This is a genomic window from Vibrio astriarenae, from assembly GCF_010587385.1.
In the GTDB taxonomy this organism is placed as follows: Bacteria; Pseudomonadota; Gammaproteobacteria; order Enterobacterales; family Vibrionaceae; genus Vibrio; species Vibrio astriarenae.
This window is the reverse complement of sequence record NZ_CP047475.1, coordinates 1,400,335-1,419,444: the sequence shown is the minus strand read 5'-3', so window position 1 is coordinate 1,419,444 and position 19,110 is coordinate 1,400,335. Positions and strand designations below refer to the sequence as shown.

The window sequence follows — 19,110 nt, the reverse complement described above, 5'->3', positions numbered from 1 at the left end:
GGCAGTTTTGGTACCATTAAAGCGATGATTGATCTCGATCAAATCAACCGCTTATAAAGCTAAGCAAAAACTTGTGGGAGCATATTTTGATTGAGAAAAGCGTGTCGTTTTAGTTCATCATCTCAAGGCGAACAATGGTGGGTAGTTGATTTTGGTCTATCGATTAGCAACTTTGCAATATCTAGAATAATCCTTTAAATACTAATTGAGTAAAACCTCTAACTCACCATTGTCCAAAAGCTTGCTAGAGGTCGATCAAACTATATTAACATATGCTTCTGCCCAGCTTGCTGATGACCCTGGTCGCTTTACATACCACAATCAAAAAAGGATGGTCTGCATAGGCAAACCATCCCCAAATAGTGTCAGCTTGTTCTGGCTTAAACAGAGCCTGACAAGCGGTCAATGACTGATTTTGGTCATCAACACACCCTTAAACGCACTAGTTCAACGAACCGAAGCGACGGTTATAAAGATTGCGGTTAATCTCCTTAGCCGACTCTACCAAAGGCTCGTATGGTGTGTCCGTTACCGTTACAAAGCCCACGTTGTAGTTTTCGCCATCCCACGCACGACCTGTTACCGGTGAGTCCATGTATTGGAACCAGTGTGCACCTACGAAGTATGGGTTGTCGATAACACTTTCCATGTACTTAGCGTAAGACTCTGCGCGACCTTTCTGGTCGTCACTACTGATAATACCAGGGTGGAACAAACCTGAGTCGGTTGAACCAAAGTGGAACTCACCAATAATACTTGGTTTGTCTAGCTCAGGAAGACGACTCCAATCCCCTTTTGCATTCAAGTCAGTGGCATACAAGTTGTAGCTCATCACATCAACATAGCGCGCGGCTGCTGTCGCCGCTTCCGGTGTGATGCCCCAGTCAGAGAAACGAACGCCCATGTAGAGGTGATTAGGTAACACTTTCTCCATCTCTTCACTGACGACAGCGAAGAACTCATCAGCAAATGCATCTAATAGAATCGACAGGTCAGCTTTAACCGTGTCCGTGTATTCACCTTGATAGTTGAATCCTTTGGCAAATTCATTCCAAGACGCGACGTCTGTGCCCCAAGCTTGGTTGAACTTCTCAACTGAGCCGTACTTTTCTTTTAGCAACGCATCAAAAGCGGCTTTTGTTGAGCTTGATTCTGCACTCTCACGTAAACCAGAAACCGCTAAAGCGTAATGGTTCGTGTCGTTGACGGTATTACCCCAACTTAGTTCGTTATCAACGAAGTAACCAATACACCAAGGGTCGTTATCCACCTCTTCACCCAATGCTTTGGCCATAGTCGCCACTGACACTCGGAATTGAGGATCAAACGGGTCGTGCATCGCCCACCAGTAGTCATTACCAGTGCTTACTCTTTGGTGATTACCCGTAATCCAACCGTGAGCCGTATAAGGCACCTTACCATTCTTACGATACATTGGGTCGGTCCAGTTACCTAATGACGTAAAGCCCCAATCTTGCATACGAGCCAGAGTGACATCTTTCCAGATATCAATCGCCTCCTGGGCGGTATCTGTGTCGTATTTGCGCTGCAAGTTAGCAGAGTAGAAACTAAAGAGTTCGCCGTGCTTAAGTGGTCCTGTGTGTACCATTTGAGTGTAACTGTAGTTATCTGCCAACGGATCGTTGAAATCAGGTAACCAATCAAACATACCACGACGCAGTGTTGAAGCTTCAACACGCTCACGTTTGTCATCCACATAACGTGCGGTTGCGACCTGACTTGGACGCATACCTTTAGTATCTGCTTCGACAGCGTCAGCAAAGTCCATCCCCGTTACCGTATAGGTATCATCCATGCGGATATTGTCTACACCCGTAGCGAAATATAGGTAGCCCTCTGGGTCAACCAGTGCCCATGTACCATCTACTTTTTCAGTGCGGAAGTAACCAGTACCTTCTAATTTTGGTCCTTTAGCCCAACCGCCGAACTTTGAGCGATCATCCATTAAGGCCGCTTTTTTTAGCAGCTTTTTGTCAGTTTTGCCCTGCTCTTTTAGCTGTGCCACATCAGTGACTTTCTCAGGCCATGACTCTTCTTGGTATTGACCAAACTCGTCAAGAAGGTTTGCATAGCGCGTTGTATCAGTGCTCAGGTTTGGAATCAGTGATAGATTATCAATCACCAAAGTCGCTTCTTCTTGAGGATTCATCATGTAAAGCTGAACACTGACGATATTTGATAGGTCAAGCTCAGCTTCACCCCAGCCAAAAACAACTTGGCTTGCAGAGAATGATTTTTTAGGTGGCTCGCCACGCATTCCAGAATCAAGACCTTCAGCGAGGTCTTTAAAAGTGAAATAGTATTTGTCTTCGGAATTGGCTGGGACTTGCACGTAACCGGTGCGACTGTTCACTGCCCCTGTTGCCGTACCGCCCAACTTTTCATCCAAAGCATCATCGACACGAACGAACAACTGCATACCCGAGTCACCCAGGTTCTTCGCATCAAACGCAAGTGCAACATCGCCAAATTCAGACCAATCCCATGCCTCACCATTTGTACCGGCAGAGAACTTGATCGTTGGATAATCATCATCGGTAGTGTAGTGAACTTTAATACCAGAGCCTGTTGAAGTTTCGACGATATCAACATTCGAGCCCGTATGTCGTTCAACGATCTGATCAATACCTTGTTCAAAATCAGTGACTGTAAGCAGTGTCGGAATCTGAGCCTCGATCACCTGCCCTTGACGAGCTTCCGACACAACAAAGTCACCCGTGCGTTCAATAAAATCGATACCATGGACCACCACTTTTTGCTCAGCGATAGGTCCTACAGAGTAGAACTGAAACTCTGCGATATTACGCAGATCCAATTCACTACCGCCACGATAGCCCTCAATGTTCATTTCCGCGCCATTAAACAGGAAATCGACCGTCGTGGTTTTACCCGCTGCGAGATAAATGGGTAAATCCAGTTGATGCGTTGCAGCCCCCATGATGCCTAAATTATCAGCCACCTTCATTTCGATACGAACTTCTTTATCGCCTGGGTTTTCAAGTGTCAGTTGCAACCCACCTTTGGTATTCCAGTCATAAGAGCCCGACTCTGGACGGAACTTCATATTGGGCCATTTAGAGTTGGCCTCGGACTCTGATATTGCATCAAATACAATCTCTAGATTCTCACCAGCAACTTGGTATGAAGTATGTGTATTTGCTGTTTTCGATAGAAACCCTTCATCTGTCATGACAACGGGTTGCACCGCGCTACTCATATCTTGTTGAGTCGCTTCATTTGTCGATGCTTCTGGTGTTTTGGCTGCTGCTAAGCTACCCGTAGCTAGAGTACTGGCAATGATAGCGAGCGCGATAGTATTTTTGTTGAAACGCACTGAAATTCTCCTTTCCTTCACGAATTATTGGATAACCAATACCAACAATACTACATACCAATAATGTTTTTGGGAGTGATCCAAGATCGAATATTGGTCAACATATAAACCAATTGCTTGAATTGTGCGCTAGACAACAAAAAAGCCGTGATATTGATTATCACGGCTTTTTGCTTTATTTCAGAGAGTTAAACCTAGGATACGTACTTTCTACGCAACCAGCCCGCTATTGCCATTAGAGTGATAAATAGCCCACCAGCAGAACCACCAGTGCGTAACTGAGGCTCATCTGGATCAGTCGGCGGATCCACCGGTTCTTCTGGGTCTATTCCATCAATGGTCTCCATGCCATTTAACTGACCTGAAGTGATACCGATATTTTTACCATCGTAAAGTGCCCCTGAATCTCTGGCAGAGCGCTCTTCACTATCTCCTTTCAATGCTGAACAATCATCGCCATAAAGTTCACAGTTAACAATACGTGCTGCGTCAGTAAGGTGGCTGTATGGTGTATCTGTCACGTTAACAAATCCGACATTGTAGTTCTCTCCGTCCCAAGCTCTACCTGTCACTGGTGAGTCGAGGTATTGGAACCAATGAGCGCCAACAAAGTTATCGTTATCTAGCACCGACTCCATGTACGCGGTGTACTTATCTCCGCGATCTTGCTGTGAATCAGCCGAGACGATTCCCGTTGCAAAGCTACCACTGTCTAGAGCACCAAAATGGAACTCACCAATGATCGCTGGGAAATCTAGAGATTCAATTTGCTCTAAGACATCTGACTGCCAATGTTGCGACGTGATGCTGTCCTTGTAAATGTTGAAACTCACGACATCTGCATGACCTTTCGCAGCATCAACCGTTTCTGGTGTGCGACCCCAATCCGCAAAACGCGCGCCTAAATAAAGGTTATTTGGAAACTCAGCTTTAACCGCTTGGTTAACCACTTCAAAGTACTTATTAGCGAACTGCCAGTTTAGAGACTTCAAATCTCCCAGCATACCCGCTGAGTATTTAAAGTTCTGAGCACCTCTCAAGTCAGTCCATGAAGCGAAGGATGTCCCCCACGCTGCATTAAATTGCTCGATAGATTTTGAATGACCGTAACCATTTTCTAAGAACCACATAAACGAATTTTTGGCTGGGCTAGTACTCGCATCGGTGTTCATTGCGGCTAGCGTCTGCTCATAACAGGATGCATCATCCCCATTGAGACAGTTGCCCCAGCTAATTTCGTTATCAACAAAAATTCCCATCAATGTGGCTTCATGTCCAGTAACTTCTAGCTTGATTTGCTCTGCCATCTTCTTAGCAGCTAGCGCAAAGTTAGGATCAAATGGGTCAGCTATCGGCCCCCAATACCCGGAACCGATACGGTTAATTGGGTTTTCTGATGTCTCATGGTGAAGTACCCAGCCATTTGCCACGTAAGGCATATTCGCTGCGGCCGCTTTCGAATAAAACGCAGAATCGGTCCAGTTACCTAAAGAAGTAAAGCCCCAATCCTGCATTCGCTTGATTGTAATATCTTGCCATGCTTCCTCACCACCGTGGCGAGCATCGATGTTGTTAGCATAAAAGCTTACGCCTTCACCTTTTTCGACAGGGCCACTGTGGACCGGTCCCATCTCTTTGCGGTGATTCGCAGGAATCTCAGTAAACATCGACTTACGGACGTCCGAAGGGGTCGTGCTCGACTCTCCGGTAAACGTGTAGGTGTCTGTCATTCGTATGTTTGCCAAACCTGTCGAAATGAAAGCATGTCCATCAGGATCTACGAGATACCACTTGCCATCTGCGGTTTTACACGCATTAAATGACGCGGGCGATGACAGTTTACAGTCTTGATCGGCAATAATATTACTACCAGAGGGCGCTCCGCCGTATTGGTTTCGATTAAGTAGTTTGCCTAGCAGTTGTGTTTCACGTTCACCCAGCCCCTCCAAATCCTCACTTTCCTCTAACTTAGCGTAGAAGTCGTATTGATTATTTTGGCCAAGCACATCCACTAGTTCTTCGTAAGCAGATACATGATTTAGATCTTTGATCACACGGGCATTATCAAAGATAAACTGCTGCTCTGTCGTGCCTGCAGCCAAGTCAGGAACAAAGAATGTCACAGCCTCAATTGCGGCTAGGTTTAATTCTTGCCAATCACCCCACCCCTCACTCAAAGCTTTCGCTGGTAGTTCGCGCATGCCCAGCGTATTGACAATATCACTGATTGCAGGCGTGTCTTTAACGCTCACATAAACAGTCTGAGTGCTGTTGGCTGGGATGTACTTACCACGAGCAATTCCCGACGCATCATTACCGCTGTTATCCTCTACTCGTGAGTATAAGAACAGTCCTGTATTGGTCGGATTGGTTACATCAACCGCAATTGCTAGATGGTCACCAAGCGCGGATAGATCCCAGTTCCCATGCAGTTTCACTGAGCTCCAACTATTGTTAAAAGTGGCTTTCAGTGCTGTGTCACCAATACTCACCCCTTCATCAATTAACGCTATGTCAGAGCCTGAAGTTTCGATGGCGTCGGTAATTTCATCAAACGTTTCAAGCTGCAGCAGTGTCTTAACCGGTGCTGATGAAACACGACCACTGGCTTCCTCAGGATCTGTTGGCGGTGGGGTTGGCTCCGTCGCTCCATCAGAGACACGAATATTATCAATGTAAACGGTTGTGTTTGGTGACTCAGCGGCAAAGAAGTTGATTTCCATAGCCATCGCTTTGTTATAAGAAGCACCAATTGAACCATACTCCGTCGAGTCTAACGACATCACAACGTTTTCAAGTACCGTGTTTGCTGGAACATTAAAGTACTCGGACAGAGCATTAGCATCATCCCAAACGTAGTTGGTAAGGATCTTCACGCCATAATTGATCTCTTCGTTGGTATTATTAACAATATCAAAAACGAGCTCCTTCTTATCCGTCCAATTCCAACTATTCGGTGCGTATATTTTTACGCCACCTTGATAACTGGCACCCATATTGGCTTGCATCGATTTTTCGCCGTCAGTTTGAACATCAGACGTAATAACATGTGTTGAACTACCAAAGTGTCCATACTCATAACCATGGGTTTCGCTATCTTCAAACGAAGTGATAAGGGTTGAAGCAAGCGTAGGAGCAGCCATTCCTGCAATCAGGAGAGCTGTCAGAGTTTTATTCACGTTCATAGAGTAGATCTCATTTTCCTTAATGAAATTTGCAGGCACGGAACGGATGTCCGTGCCTAGTTTCGACGTTATTTAAAGCGGTTGTTATTTGAAACGATTGTTATATAGGTTTGCGTTGAATTGTTTTGCCGCCTCAATCAACTCAACGTATGGCTCGTCAGCGATCGTGACAAAACCGATATTGTAGTTCTCGCCATCCCAAGCTCGCCCTGTTGCTGGAGAGTCAAGATATTGGAACCAGTGTGCGCCGACAAAATACGGATTATCAACGACGCTCTGCATGTAGTGGGTGTACATCTTCGCACGCTCACTTTGATTAGCGACATTGACAATACCACCATGGAACAGACCCGTATCAGTAGAACCGAAGTGGAACTCGCCAATGATGCTTGGTTTGTCTAACTCCGCTAACCACTTTCTAAAGTGTGCTTTTTTCGAATCGTTCAGGTCGTTGGCATATAGGTTGTAACTCATGACGTCTACATATTTTGCAGCGCCTTTCGCGATTTCTGGCGTAACCCCCCAGTCAGCAAAACGGGCTCCAAGATACATATGGTTTGGTAATACACGTTCTAGCTCTGCGTCGACTGTCGCGAAGTATTTATCGGCCAGTAACGTTAGCATGTCTGAGTAGTCACGCTTCATGCCTGGATTCAAACTGCTTCGATAATCAAATGACTTGTCAAACTCCTCCCACGAGCTGACTTGAGTCGTACCCCACGCTTTGTTGAGAGCATTGATTGTGGTGTATTTCTCTTTCAAATGTTGAGAGAAAGCGGCTTTAGCTGGACTCTCTTTTGCGTCATAGCTCAAGGCATTCACGATCAAACCAAAGTGGTTGGCTTCGTTCATGACGTTACCCCAGCTGATTTCATTATCAACAAAGATACCGAGTAGCCATGGATCGTTCTTATCTACCTGTTTGGCAAGCCCTTCTGCCATAGCACGAGTGCTCTGCTTGAACTCTGGGTCGAACGGGTCATGAATTGGCCCCCAGTAATCATTACCTGTGCTGATTCGTTTGTGATCACCAGCAATCCAACCATGGGCTTCATAAGCCACACGTTCTGTACCGAAGAACATCGGATCAATCCAGTTGCCCAACGTGGTGAAACCCCAATCTTGCATACGATCAAGCGTCACATCTCGCCAGATTTCTAACGCCTTTTGCTGATTGGTATCGTATTTACGCATTAAGTTTGCACGGTAGAAGCTAAATACTTCCCCTTTCTTAAGCGCACCCGAGTGAACATATCCAGCATAGTCGTAGTTGATTGCTAACTCGTCATCATAGTCTGGTAGCCAAGTAAACATCGACTCACGCAGCGGAGAAGCAATTGAGCGACCCTCTTTCGTTTTTGGGTTAGCGTAATCGGCACCGGTAATCGTAACCGTGTCATCCATACGAATATTCGCCAGTCCCGTCATAAAGAACGGGTAGCCCTCTGGATCAACCAAAGTCCATTTGCCCTCAAGCTTTTCTGCGCGGAAGAAACCCGTCGCTTCAAGACGCGGGCCCGCATTCCAACCACCAAACTTACTGCGATCGGACATCGGTTTAGCATTGCCTAGCTCTGCAAGTTCTGCTTTACCTGATTCTCGCAACTCTTCATCGTTATGGATCTTTTCTGTCCAATCACTGCCTGTAAACTGACCATACTGATCGACCAAACCTTCATAGCGTGTGGCATCAGCATCAAGGTTAGGAACCAGGCGAATTGAATCAACCACAATGGTTGCGTCTTTGGTAGGGTTTTGTAAGTAGAGCTGGATTGAGACAATGTTCGATAAATCTAAGCTTGTTTCACCCCAACCGTAGCTGATCGCTTGTGCGCTATATGCTTTCTTTGGTGGCTCACTGCGCATTCCGGAAACGATATGCCCTTCAAGCTGACTCAGTGTCATGTAGTAAGTGCTTTTCTCGTTTGGCAACAAGGTTACGTAGTTCGACATACTGTCTTGTACGCCATCTGCCGTGCCTCCCCAGTTCTTATTCTCAGCCTGGTCTACTCGCACAAACATTTGAATTGGGTCATTGGTTGGGTTTTCTATATCAAAAGCAAGATTAAAGTTGCCTTCATTTGACCAATCCCAAGGGCGATTTGGCATAAACGTGACGTTGGGATACGCGTTATCGGCTTTAAACTTCACTTGTAGACCCAGACCACCGTCTGACTTCACTTTCTCAATAGAAGTAGACACACTGCGATCGGATACATAGTGCTTTTCTCCAGACGCGAAGCTGGTAATCGACTTCAAGGTCGGAATCGGACCCGCTTCAACGACCTGCGCTTCAGCAGAAATGAAGTCTCCGGTCGCATCAACCAATTCAAGGTTATCTAAGATGATGGTTTGTTTGTCCATCGGCCCTTGGACAAAGACTTGTAACTCTGCAAGTTTACGAAGATTGATGTTCTGACCATCCCAATAACCGTCTAGACCACGTTTTCCGCCGTTAAATAGCATCTCGACTTTTTCAGTGCTATTGGCAGGGATTGTTACCGCGTAATTCAACTGATTCGTCGCCGCGCCCATTTGGCCAACGTTATCTACGATTTTAAAGATGAAGGTGGCTGGATTGTCAGTTGGGTTCGTGACGTCAACCTTTAGACTGCCCTTGTTGTTCCAGTTCCACATTCCGCCTTCGGGGAAGAACTTCACATTCGGCCAGTATTTGAATTTGTTGGCTTCAGAGACGGAATCAAATGTCACTTTTAGTGCCGAGTCACCTGAAGTTACTCCAACACCCGAAACCTTCTCCGCTTTTGCATGTGATGCCTGTGCATTATTAAAAAAGCTATCAGATTCAAAATCTGGGATAGCAACACTTGTTTGTTCCTCACTTTCCGTCGCAGCTTCAGGCTGAGACCCCGTCGTCGACTGGCAACCGTAAGCGCCAATGAGCAAGCTTGATAGAATAAGTGCAATTTTCGTCTTTTTCATACTCGTTATTATCTTTATAGGTGTAGATATAAGGACTCCACGACCTAAGCCGTGGAGTCTTGTTTAAATGAAAACTATATCAGGTTGGGTTTACCACCATGCTTCAAACATAACACCAGCGGTTAGTGCGTCAGATTTACCCATTTTGAAGCCTCCAATGCCCCATGTATCAAAAACATCGGTCTCAACGTCTTGTTCTGCATAAGTCACATAAAAGTTAAGAACTGGACGATCCCACTCGCCATTACCAATGTGTAGATTTTGAGCTAGGGTTACTTTGTAACCTGAGTTAGTACCATCTTGACTTGGGTCTACAGCCTCATATTTAATTTGCTCGTAACCCGCTTCAAGTTGTGTTGAGGTACGCTTATTCCAGTTATACGTATTTCTTACGATAAAGGAATCCCAATCACTTTGCAGTGCAGCGATTGGCATACGGTTTGGATGACCTGTTTCTCTAGCTCTTTGGTCGTACTTCTCTGTTTCATGAGCAAAGGTATACTCGAAGCGGAAACGGTCGGTTAGTTGGTACTTGCCGTAGAAGAAACCACCTATTAGATCACTTGGTACAGGCTGCCACCATTCACGAGTTGCAACTTGTCGAGCTTCGCTGCTGTAACGCAAAAATAATTGATGATGTAAGTTGTCTGAATTGTGGTTAAATTTCAATCCTACTTGGTATGAGTCTGGCGCTGCTTCTTTGTACTTTTCACCAGTTCCATCGTTAATTACATCTCGATTTGGACCAATGTAAGTACCATAGTTCAAATACAATTCTGTGTTTACAGTATCAGTGATATCCATGCCACGAAGTGCAGATGAGAACAAAACTGTGTCACCTTGATTCATGTCACCATTTGTGTATGAATTATATAGGTTTCTTGTCACAGACAAATCGAGTGCAGCAAAATCTAGGTCAATTTTCTCAATACCAAAGCCGCGACCGTCACTTGCAAGCGCTTCATTGACAACTAATGGGGTTGATACACGGTTAACATATTTTTGGCCAGCCCAAACAGTAGCATCTGGCATTGCTGGAAAAACACCAGCCGCATCGACATAAATCCACTCTGGTACGAAATTGTCTGAGTAACCGTTTGATGAGAACATCACATGAACACCCCAGTTCATATCATTCATATTCAAACCGTAGTCAGAATGCAATTGTAACCAGTTGCCGTCATTACCTAAACGGCCAGCCGATGAATCGGCATGATATTGACCAGGTAGTCGAAAAATATTTCCCCCGGTTCCAGCCCAGTCATAAGCGGCTTCGTTCAACACCTCATCATTTGTAAAGCCCGTGCCGTACATTAGATAGCCATGAAAAGCTAGCCCCTCAGGCGTATTTGCATGTGCAGAGAGTGCGAACATAAGGCTGGAACACACTGCAGAGTACTTCAGGATTTTATGTTTCATCTTTTTTCCTTAAAGATTGAGTAGATGGTAATTGAAATTATGAAGCTGGTTTACCAATCAAGCTCCAATGTCACTATTATTACAAAATGGCAAACCAATGATCAGTGACAGGTTTAACAATTTGCGACCAAAGATTAACCTAACTTGAAATTCCAACTACCAATTTCAGTGATCGAGGTCTAATTATTCGTTGATATTCAACCACTTATAACGCGAGATGTAGTTTAAAAGAAAACCCTGGTCAACAGAAACATTGATGCTATCAATGTTTAAAATTGTGTTTTGCATCACCTTATTACCAAACAGTCATGATTTTACAGACCAGTAAATAGACACAAATGCCAAATTGGTTTACCTTTATTTAAAATTTGTAGTAATTAGAGAGACGTCTGATGAATTCATCGAACAAGAAACTCAGCTTAGCGAGTCTGCGTGCTATTGAACGCGGTTATGACAGCCGTGGTCCAGAATGGCTGATTGAATTTGATGTACAAGAATTGAAAGGTGACTTTGCTTATGAGGAAGGCGTTATTCGTCGAGATCCTACCGCGGTTATCCAAGTCGATGATTTATATCACTGTTGGTATACAAAAGGAGAAGGTGAAACAAAAGGTTTTACTGGCAACATAGAGGACAAAGTCTTCCCATGGGATAAGACGGAAGTATGGCATGCCACTTCTGCCGATGGCATCACCTGGAAAGAACAAGGCCCAGCAATTCAAGCTGGTGAACCAGGCTCTTATGATGACAGAGCGGTATTCACCCCTGAAGTTCTGGCACACAAAGGACTTTATTACCTTGTTTACCAAACTGTTCAATCGCCTTATACCAATCGTCAATTTGAAGAAATTGCCCTAGCTTGGTCTGATAGCCCATTTGGCCCTTGGACCAAATCTAATGCGCCTATCCTAAGCCCTGAAAAAGATGGCGAGTGGGAAGGAGATGAAGATAATCGTTTCCATGTCAGCGCTAAAGGCAGCTTTGACAGTCACAAGGTGCACGATCCTTGTCTCATGTTCTTCAATGATAAGTTTTACCTCTACTACAAAGGTGAAACCATGGGAGAGAGTATGAACATGGGAGGTCGAGAAATTAAGCATGGCGTAGCGATCGCCGACAACATTCTTGGGCCTTACGTTAAGTCTGAATACAACCCTATCTCAAACTCCGGCCATGAAGTGGCTGTTTGGCATCATAACGGTGGTATTGCTTCGCTTATTACTACTGACGGCCCAGAGAAAAATACGATTCAATGGGCGGAAGATGGTATCAACTTCGAAATAATGTCTCACATCAAGGGCGCACCAGAGGCGCTTGGTATCTTCCGAGACGAAGATGAAGACAGCTTCGAAGCACCAGGCTTAAACTGGGGTGTTTGCCACAAATATGACCCAAGTTGGAACTGGAACTACATCTGTCGTTATCGAGTGAAACGCCAAATCTTAGATGCTGGAACCTTCCAAAATAGTAATTAATTGACACTGTGCACTGGCTCAGCCCTGAGCCAGTGCTTTCAAAAACTAGTGACAAGCTCTCCTCTCCACTGTCCAGCCGGTCACTGGTGATGTCGCCTATCGACCTAAAACTAAGGATAGCTTGATGAACCCTTCCCCTAGACATACTTGTCTGTTTAACCACGACTGGCTCTTTCAACTCAACGAAGAGCACCCTCAACCCGATGACTGGAATCCAATCACTCTTCCTCACGATTGGAGTATATCGCTGCCATTTAGTGAACAATACGATGGCGCGACTGGCTACTTACCTGGGGGTGTAGGTTGGTATAAAAAAACGTTTTCCAATCCACTTTCTAACAAGTTTAAGCGTTGTTTCATCCATTTTGATGGAATATACAATAACTCAGAGATCATGCTTAACGGCAATCTAATCCATAAGCAGAACTATGGCTACTCTCCCTTCGTTCTAGACGTTACGCCGTTCCTCAATGACAACAATGAGATCGTGGTCAAAGTAGACCGACGTCGTTATGTTGATAGTCGCTGGTACACAGGCTCAGGTATCTATCGAGATGTAGAACTCATTCTTACCGGAGATCACTATTCTCCTCTTTGGTCTAACATCATCGAGGCAAAACTAGAACAACCTGACCATCGTCTTGGGACAATTAATCAATCCGTTACTCTCTGTTCACCAGAAACAGAGCATTCAGCAACCGGGCGACTCGTCACGCAAGTCATCGATTTGCAGTCACTTAAAGTCGTGAATGAAAACCGCACTGACTTTACTCCCTCTGCGAGTACTTTAGTTAACCTATCCATTGAAGTGAAACAACCTCACCTTTGGTCTCCAGACGTTCCGAATCTTTATCGCGTCGTGAGCAAAATCTATATTAATGATATCTGGGTAGATGAATTAAAAGTACAAACCGGATTTCGCAGTATCGAGTTTAAGTCCGAGTCAGGCTTCTACTTAAACGGGGAATCAACAATAATTAAAGGGGTTTGCCTTCATCATGACGGTGGCATAGTCGGGGCAGCGGTACCTGATGAAATTTGGGTTCGTCGCTTAAACAAACTCAAAGCCGGCGGTGTTAATGCAATCCGGATCGCACACAACCCAGCCTCTAAGCGTCTACTTAACCTTTGTGATCAACTCGGCTTTCTAGTCCAAGATGAGTTCTTTGATGAGTGGGACAACCCCAAAGATAAACGCCTCAACATGAATGAACGGCACCATGACTTTATCAGTCGTGGATATACAGAACATTTTCTGCAAGATGCTGAGCGAGATCTAAAAAACACACTTAGTTCACATATCAACCACCCCTGTATCTTTATGTGGAGTATTGGTAACGAAATTGAGTGGACTTACCCCCGTAATGTAAAGGCTACCGGATTCTTTGATGCGAAATGGGATGGGAATTACTTTTGGAGCCTTCCGCCACATAGCCCTGATCAAATCCAACAACACCTCACTGAGCTGCCAAGCATTGGAGCCGATATTGGTCAAACTGCGCAACAACTGTCTCGATGGGTCAAACAACTTGACTCAACTCGCCCTGTCACAGCCAACTGCATTTTGCCATCCGCAAGTTATCTATCCGGTTATGCAGACGCTTTAGACGTCATAGGCTTTAGTTACCGACGCGTGGTTTACGACTATGGCCACGAGCACTACCCTCACCTGCCTATCATCGGTAACGAAAACCTACCTCAATGGCATGAGTGGAAAGCCGTATTGGAACGCGAACATGTCGCTGGGTTGTTTCTTTGGACTGGCATTAACTACATGGGTGAATCCCACGGTAAATGGCCGGTTCGAACGACTGACAGTGGTCTGCTCGATGCTGCTGGCTTCGAAAAGCCAAGCTACGCCCTGTTTCGATCGCTTTGGAATGACACGCCGTTCGTAAGAGGCTTTACTGTCTCAGCGAATGAAACAGACTATGTTCTCGATAAAACGGCGTTTTCAGCATTTGAAAAAGACCCACAAGCGTGGAAAACAAAGCTTTGGGTATGGGACAAACGCCACACTCATTGGAACTATATGGAAAACGAATGGGTTGTGGTCGAAGCGTACAGTAATTGCGATGAAGTCGAACTCGCCATTAGTGGGCTCAGTTTTGGACGACTTGCGCTTAACGACAGGGATGATCGCGTTTTTCGTTGGGTCGTCCCCTTTGAACATGGTGCTCTTACTCTTCATGGGTTTAATCAAGGAGAGCTCGTCACTCAACACACCATCCACACTTCAGAAACTGCCACAAAACTCAGTGTTGCTGATGAGACGGATGATAAGCAAGCAGACTATCGTCAACTTGTCATTCAACTCAAAGATCGCGTAGGTCGAGATGTCACCCACCATGAGCATCAGTTGAGCTTTGATGTCGAAGGATGCGAGTGGATCGGGTGCGACAATGGACACGAAGCCAATATCACGCCTCATACAGACACGATGATAACCACTTATCAAGGTAGAGCACTCGCGATAGTGAAAAGGCGGCCAGACCAACAAGGACAAGTGACTATCAGTACAACCGATGGAGTGACTCTCACACATCTCCTGTAAAACATAAACCGGTACACTCTGCTCGTATATCACACGATTTACGAGCAGAACTTTCCTTGAACAACACCTTGCCTCTTTCCACAGAGTTTCAACCGTTACTTTTACTCACCTGTTTTAAGCGCAAAAAAAGAGGCAAAGTGAACTTTGCCTCAAAAGGATATGACATTTGTCAAAGGGAAGATTAACCGAAGTTAACGTAGAACGTCTTCTTCTCAAGATATTGCTCAAAGCCGTACTTGCCGTCTTCACCGCCAGTACCACTTAGTTTGTAGCCATTATGGAAGCCTTGATGCTGCTCTCCGTGGCCACGGTTTACATAAATCTCACCACACTCTAACTCATGTGTTAGACGGTGAACGTATTTCATGTTTTGAGTACAGATCATCGTCGCAAGGCCATATTCGCTGTCATTTGCGTAGCCAATGACTTCCTCGAAAGTATCAAACTTGATCACTGGTAAAATCGGGCCAAACGCCTCTTCATGTACGATTGTCATTGATTGTTGAACATCACCTAGAATCGTAGGCTCAAACCAGAAACCTTTATCGAACTCACCGCCAGTGATTCGCTTGCCACCGTGAAGAAGCTTAGCGCCTTCACTCAATGCTTGTGCCACCAGCTCTTCCATATGGTCAAGTTCACGCTTATTCACTTTTGGCCCCATATCCGACTCTGGGTCCATAGGGTTGCCCACTTTAATCGCTTGAACCTTCTCCATAAAGATAGCCATGAACTCATCATAAACGCTGCTGTGCACATACATGCGCTCATTACATGTACATACTTGACCACAGTTATCAAAACGAGAGTGAAGTGCCGCTGCTGCAGCTTGCTCTAGGTCAGCATCTTCCATCACAATAAACGGTGCTTTACCGCCCAGTTCAAGCTGCACATGCGCCATGTTATTCGCAGAAGCCTTAATGATCTGCTGACCGACCGGCGTCGAACCCGTCATTGTCACCATATTCGTATCGCGATGCCCGGTGAGTGCTCCGCCTAGACTCGCACCACCACCTGTTACAATGTTGAGGACACCGGCAGGAATGCCAACTTTCTCAGCAATATGACCAAGCTCTAGCGTAGCAAGCGGCGTTTCCGATGTTGGTTTGACCACAATCGCATTACCAGCAACCAGTGCAGGGCCAATCTTACGACCCGCTAGCGCAAATGGGAAGTTCCATGCAGTGATGGCAACAACAACCCCACGAGGGATTTTCTGAATCCAAATATGCTCGTTTTCGTTATCAGACTGAACAATGTCACCGTCCATTTGACGCGCCCAATCACATGCGTATTCGATAAATGATGCAGCCACATCCACTTCGCCCAATGCCACACGGTGCAGTTTGCCCTGCTCACTCACTAATAGCTCAGCTAAGTATTCACGATTGTTGCGAATTTCTTGAGCAAACTTGCGCAATAACTCAGCGCGTTGACGAGCGGGAACACGCTTCCACTCGGCTTGTGCACGTTTGGCTACACTCACAACAAGCTCTGCATCTGCCTGGTCGCCGTCTTGAATTTCAGCAACCACTTCTTCGGTTGATGGATTGATAACCTGGTCTACCTTGCCGCTCGCGGCATCGATCCATTGGCCATCAACATACATTTGGTAACGTTTCATAGCTGTTCCTACTCTAAACTAGTGATAACTGCCACTTTATAATTGGGCAGCCAAAATATCAATTGGTTTACCACATTCTAACTATCAACCAACCAATTTAGTGTGCGCAAAATCTAACTTTTGTTGATTGGTCGCAACTAAACAGGCTGCTTCGCTCATTTACTATTCAAAACCTTAAATCTCTTGAGCAAAAAACAGATCATCAAGCTCTGCTGTTGAACCTTCTGTGCTTGCGAGTTTCATTAACTCTTGTCGACTGTGCTCAATATGATGCCAAACCGCCATCTTCGCCTCTTCCGACGAGCGTTTTTGCAATGCAATCAATATACGTTTGTGGTCTTCTATCCACGCGGTTTTAAGCGCAGACTCATGCAGGTATTTATGATTAAGCTCTCGCCACAACGGGTTTTGTATTCGAACCGAACTCCACATCTGAGTCGCTTGGTTAATCAGTACTCGGTTTTGAGTTGATTCAGCAATCATGTGATGAAACTTTTGGTCTAGTTCTTCGAACTTTGCACTATCACCGTTGATCTCACTCTCTTGCTGAGCCAGCACTCTTTTCAAATCTTGCAGCTCGTTAAACTTTATCTGCGTAGCGGCAAATGCGGCGATATTACTCTCTATTACTTGACGGGCTTGAAGCAGTTCGAAGGGGCCGATATCACTCTTCGGTGTTAGGAGTGAATGACGGGTTTTATCAGGAGAGTCAATAAAGTAGATACCAGCGCCTTGTTTGACATCGACTAACCCTTTCAGCTCCAGCATGATAATTGCCTCGCGAATGGTCGCTCTGCTCGTCTCAAATCGGTCACTGAGCTCTCTCTCTGAGGGAAGCCTTTCTCCCGCTTTAAACACACCGGAATATAGCAACTCTTCGATTTGTGTTCCTACATCAAAATATCTTCTTCTATTGTTTCCTTGGTCTGCCATAACTTTAATCGCCCTACATTCATCGCTACTGGTCAACAAGTGGTTTCAGTATCAACGCACCAATTTTTCTCATTATTCGGTTGATATACGGTCAAAATGACACAAATAGTGGAACATCACCAGCAAAAGCCCTACTTAGGAGGTAATAATAAGACAAATATCAAACAATGGTAAACCTATTTTAATATTATCCCACTTTATGGTTGACCAAATCAAATTAAAGGTTTATCTTTAACCTCGACAGCGAAACATGTTCTCATATCAGTAGTTAGAGAACTTTGTAGCAGGTTATGTACATTGGGGGTACTATCTGCATTTTGCCCTGAGCTAATAACTCAGGGCTTTCTTTTGCCCAAAATTCAACGTCACAAGCTGTGTTACCGCCTATATCTAACACCAAAAAATAATCAACAAAAAAGCCAGTGACGCTGTCACTGGCTTTTTAAAGTTTATTGCGGCTACTAGAAGAAGACTAGTTGCTAATACAAATCCCGCTTTCATCAAACACATGGCAGTCTGACGCAGCAAAATATAAGTCGATATTATCAAACGCCTGAACTTCTTTATCACCAGGGTGATGGACAATAAACCCTTCTTGTTGTGCAAACTGACCAAACAAGTAGGTGCTATTACCCAAACGCTCTACGACCTCACTTGCGAATCGAATAGAGATGTTACCCTTCTCTTCCTCAACATGAATATGTTCAGGACGGATACCAACTTTTACTTTGTCACCGACGTTCACTGACGCCTGTTGAGTCATTGGAATTGAGACCACTTGTTCATCCGCAAGACGAATATCCAGGTATTCCTTATCAGATCCCGTCACCTCACCGTTCACAAAGTTCATTTTTGGCGATCCAATAAAGCCAGCAACAAACATGTTGATTGGTTTGTTATATAGTTCAAGCGGCGAGCCGACTTGTTCTATACGTCCGTCGCGCAACACGACAATCTTGTCTGCCAAAGTCATCGCTTCAACTTGATCGTGCGTTACGTAAATCATTGTAGTGTCAATTTCTTGGTGAAGACGCGCAATTTGCAGGCGCATTTCAACACGAAGCTCCGCATCTAAGTTCGACAATGGTTCGTCAAACAAAAACGCACTTGGATTGCGAACAATTGCACGACCAATCGCTACACGCTGACGCTGACCACCCGATAACTCTTTTGGACGGCGCTTCAATAAAGGCTCAAGTTGCAGTGTTTTAGCAGCAAGCAATACTTGGCGGTTCACTTCATCTTTTGATACACCATTCATTTTAAGCCCAAAGCCCATGTTCTCTTCAACAGTCATATGCGGGTATAGTGCATAAGATTGGAAAACCATTGAAATACCACGGTCAGCTGGCTCTACATCATTAACCATGTTGCCATCGATAAAGATTTCACCGTCAGAAATTGTCTCTAATCCGGCAATCAAGCGTAATAATGTTGACTTACCACATCCTGATGGACCAACGAATACAACAAACTCTCCGTGGTCTATTTCTAGGTCAACACCATGAATTGTCTGTACTTTTCCGAAACGTTTTTTGACGTTTGATAGTTTTATATCTGCCATTTTTTGCGCCTTAAATTCTTAACACATCAACTTATCAACCAAAATAACCTAAAAAACT

General features: G+C 45.0%; 9 protein-coding genes. 2 read left to right on the top strand and 7 right to left on the bottom strand.

The genetic code is table 11. The features are described from left to right. Positions 1-442: 442 nt before the first annotated feature. From GT360_RS06770 to GT360_RS06755, 4 genes are all read right to left on the bottom strand, one after another. Positions 443-3,355: a beta-galactosidase gene (locus tag GT360_RS06770; protein WP_164648139.1), complete on the bottom strand. Its 2,913-nt coding sequence runs from the start codon at positions 3,353-3,355 to the stop codon at positions 443-445. Positions 3,356-3,549: 194 nt separating this feature from the next. Next, a complete protein-coding gene (locus GT360_RS06765) occupies positions 3,550-6,540 on the bottom strand; it encodes a beta-agarase (protein WP_164648138.1) in 2,991 nt (996 codons plus the stop codon). Between the two features lie 84 nt (positions 6,541-6,624). Then, entirely contained in the window at positions 6,625-9,483 is a 2,859-nt protein-coding gene (locus tag GT360_RS06760) for a beta-galactosidase (protein ID WP_164648137.1), read from the bottom strand. Positions 9,484-9,573: 90 nt separating this feature from the next. Further along, the gene (locus tag GT360_RS06755) at positions 9,574-10,902 is read right to left on the bottom strand and encodes a carbohydrate porin (protein WP_164648136.1); all 1,329 of its coding nucleotides are present in this window, start codon (positions 10,900-10,902) and stop codon (positions 9,574-9,576) included. A 392-nt stretch (positions 10,903-11,294) separates the two neighbouring features. Here GT360_RS06755 and GT360_RS06750 point away from each other — a divergent pair, with 392 nt between their 5' ends. Beyond that, the gene (locus GT360_RS06750) at positions 11,295-12,377 is read left to right on the top strand and encodes a glycoside hydrolase family 117 protein (protein ID WP_164648135.1); all 1,083 of its coding nucleotides are present in this window, start codon (positions 11,295-11,297) and stop codon (positions 12,375-12,377) included. Positions 12,378-12,501: 124 nt separating this feature from the next. Beyond that, a complete protein-coding gene (locus tag GT360_RS06745) occupies positions 12,502-14,931 on the top strand; it encodes a glycoside hydrolase family 2 TIM barrel-domain containing protein (protein ID WP_164648134.1) in 2,430 nt (809 codons plus the stop codon). 181 nt (positions 14,932-15,112) lie between these two features. Here GT360_RS06745 and GT360_RS06740 read toward each other — a convergent pair whose 3' ends face one another. The 3 genes from GT360_RS06740 to GT360_RS06730 all read right to left on the bottom strand — a co-directional run bounded on the left by GT360_RS06740 (position 15,113) and on the right by GT360_RS06730 (position 19,052). Then, a complete protein-coding gene (locus tag GT360_RS06740; protein WP_164648133.1) occupies positions 15,113-16,555 on the bottom strand; it encodes a 3,6-anhydro-alpha-L-galactose dehydrogenase in 1,443 nt (480 codons plus the stop codon). Between the two features lie 174 nt (positions 16,556-16,729). Then, positions 16,730-17,488 (bottom strand): FCD domain-containing protein, encoded by a 759-nt coding sequence (locus GT360_RS06735; protein ID WP_164648132.1) that lies wholly within the window; start codon positions 17,486-17,488, stop codon positions 16,730-16,732. A gap of 472 nt (positions 17,489-17,960) precedes the next feature. After that, entirely contained in the window at positions 17,961-19,052 is a 1,092-nt protein-coding gene (locus GT360_RS06730) for an ABC transporter ATP-binding protein (RefSeq protein ID WP_164648131.1), read from the bottom strand. Positions 19,053-19,110: the final 58 nt, after the last annotated feature.